The 2,272-nt window shown below is 53.1% G+C and carries 2 protein-coding genes and 1 pseudogene; all 3 read right to left on the bottom strand.

Annotation, left to right across the window (positions count from 1 at the left end; all coding sequences use genetic code 11):
• Window positions 1-1,381 (bottom strand): type VI secretion system contractile sheath large subunit (gene tssC / locus AC1D1Z_RS36515; protein WP_477853696.1); only part of this gene is annotated, 1,381 nt, incomplete at its 3' end.
• Between the two features lie 12 nt (window positions 1,382-1,393).
• Complete coding sequence (gene tssB / locus AC1D1Z_RS36520) at window positions 1,394-1,948, bottom strand: type VI secretion system contractile sheath small subunit (protein WP_477853697.1); 555 nt, start codon at window positions 1,946-1,948, stop codon at window positions 1,394-1,396.
• Between the two features lie 58 nt (window positions 1,949-2,006).
• Window positions 2,007-2,272: pseudogene (locus AC1D1Z_RS36525) on the bottom strand (hypothetical protein); the annotation flags it as partial.

Here is a 2,272-nt window from a genome sequence, read left to right on the forward strand (position 1 = left end):
CCTCGAACACGTCGACCTTCGCACCGGCAAGCGGCTTCTTGGCCTTGACGAGCGAAGTGGAATTGCGCGGATCACCGTCGACGTAGCGATTTATCCAACTCTGCAGCCAGCGCTGCAGATCCTCTCGTTCGCGGGTGTCACCGACGGCGTCGCGAACCATGCATTTCAGATAATGTGCAAAGCGTGAGCAAGCGAACATGTAGGGCAAGCGGGACGAGAGATTTTCCGAAGCCGTCGCCTCGTCAGTGCTCATCTTCTTTGGCCGGTACAGCGACTGCGCACCGATGAAAACCGCCTTGTCGCTGTTTTTGCGATGGATCAATGGCATCAACCCGGCCTTGGACAATTCCGCTTCCCGGCGATCACTGATGGAGATCTCCGTAGGGCACTTCATATCGACAGTACCGTCGTCTGTGGGGAAGGTGTGCAGTGGCAGGTTAATCACTTCGCCTCCAGATTGCACACCGCGAATGCGCACTGTCCAACCATATTCCTTATGTGCTCGGTTGATATTCGCAGCCATCGCATACGCCGCATTCATCCAGGCATACTTGCTACCATCGTGCCCATCGGTTTCCTCTTCGAAGGAAAATTCTTCGACTTTGACCGATTTTTCCCCGAATGGCTCTCTGGCGAGGACGCGCGGCATGCAGAGCGCAATATAACGGGAGTTTTCGGAGTCCCGCAGTGATCGCCAAGCGGCATAATCCGGTGCGTCGAAAATCTCTCCGAGATCACGCGGATTGACCAGTTCACTCCAATCGTCGAAACCCATAACCGAAGGATTTGCTGCGGAAATAAAGGGGCAATGAGCCGCTGCGGCAATCTTTCCGATGTCTCGCAGAAGCGAAACGCTTTGTGGAGTATGATCGAACTGAAAATCGCCCACGAGCGCACCATAAGGTTCGCCACCTAGCACGCCATACTCGTTTTCATAAAGTTTCTTAAAAAGCGGGCTCTGGTCCCACTTGGCGCCAGCATAGCGTTTAAAATCCGAGAGCAATTCGCTCTTCGAAACATTCATAACTTTAATTTTCAGTGTCGAGTCCGTCTCGGAATTGCTCGTCAAATATTGGAGTCCTCGCCACGCACTTTCCACTAACTGAAACTCCGGCGCGTGCATAATCTCGTTGACCTGTGCGGACAGCTTCTCGTCCAAACGTGCGATCATTTCGCTGATCGTGTCGAGAACATCATCCTTAATGACATCCGCGTCGGAAAGCGCCTGATTGACGAGTGTGACGATGGCATTATCAACCTCTGTTGCCGCACGCTCCGTTTTCGTCTTGAAGCTCTGCTTGAGTAGTACCGCAAATTCATCGGCCACGACGGTGGTTGTCTGAGGTTCATGCTGATTGAGGTCCTGAGGTTCCGAGACCATGAAAACGGCTCCTTATGAATTGGAGTGAGCGTCAGCACTGCCGCTGTCCGATGCACCCGCACTAGTATCGTCATTCCGACTGGCGAGAGCCCTCATCAATGCCGGATCGGCCAGCAGTTGTGCGAGCCTCTGCTCGGCATCAACGCGACCGTTCATATAGCGTTGCAGATTGGCAAGCTGTTCTCGCGCCTCAAGAAGCGCCCGCAGCGCTGGGACCTGCCGCGCGATGGACGCAGGCTCCAGATCAGCCATCTGCCGAAACGTAAGGTTGATCCCGAGCTTTTCGTTCTGGCGCTGCGAATCCAGCTTGTTTGGCACCCGCATGGCAACRGCCGGTTCGACCTTGCGCATAAACTCGTCGAAATTATCCATACTTACGGTAGAGAAGCTGCGTTCTGCGAGTGGAGGCTTTTCTACCTGGGATCCATTGCCGGAAAGATCGCTCAGCACACCCATTACGAAAGGCAGCTCAACAATCTTTTCCGCGTCGGTCGGATCCTCATAGGAAATTTGCACGCGCGGAGGGCGGTTCCGCTTGATGAAACGTTGTCCATTGTCAGAACTCATTGTCGCCTCCCTATCCTCTACTAATATTCGTTTCACAATGGCGTGATATTTTCAAGTATCATGAAACATCATTTCCCGTCTTGATCTTACCACTCAAAAGTTCCTTCAGAATTGATGAAAAATCTCTCGTCATCAATTCGCGCCCACGCGCAAGAAGGAGCGGTACTGGACTCGATGGCTCACGCATGTTGAGGAACGTTTCTATGCCTTGCATGGCCGAAAACGCTTCATCTCTCTTGCTTATTTCTTTCGTCGTTAGTGGGCTTTCTGACGCGTCGCCACTATCCCCACCCTGCAGGATACCCTTCGTCAGCTCTTGCATTC

The organism is Rhizobium sp. P1_E1 (assembly GCF_056406015.1).